General features: G+C 55.6%; 1 rRNA gene. It reads right to left on the bottom strand.

What is annotated here, in order from left to right:
• Positions 1–239, bottom strand: a 23S ribosomal RNA gene (locus tag SB658_RS27180); the annotation flags it as partial.

The following is a 239-nucleotide window of genomic DNA, read 5'->3' on the forward strand; positions in this document are numbered from 1 at the left end:
CTGCCCACCTGACACTGTCTCCCCGCCCGATAAGGGCGGCGGGTTAGAAGGTCAATACAGCCAGGGTAGTATACCACCGATGCCTCCACCGAAGCTGGCGCTCCGGTTTCCAAGGCTCCTACCTATCCTGTACACGCTGTACCAACATTCAATATCAGGCTGCAGTAAAGCTCCACGGGGTCTTTCCGTCCTGTCGCCGGTAACCTGCATCTTCACAGGTACTATAATTTCACCGAGTC

Source organism: Bacillus sp. SIMBA_008 (assembly GCF_046535495.1).
GTDB classification, from domain to species: Bacteria; Bacillota; Bacilli; order Bacillales; family Bacillaceae; genus Bacillus; species Bacillus subtilis.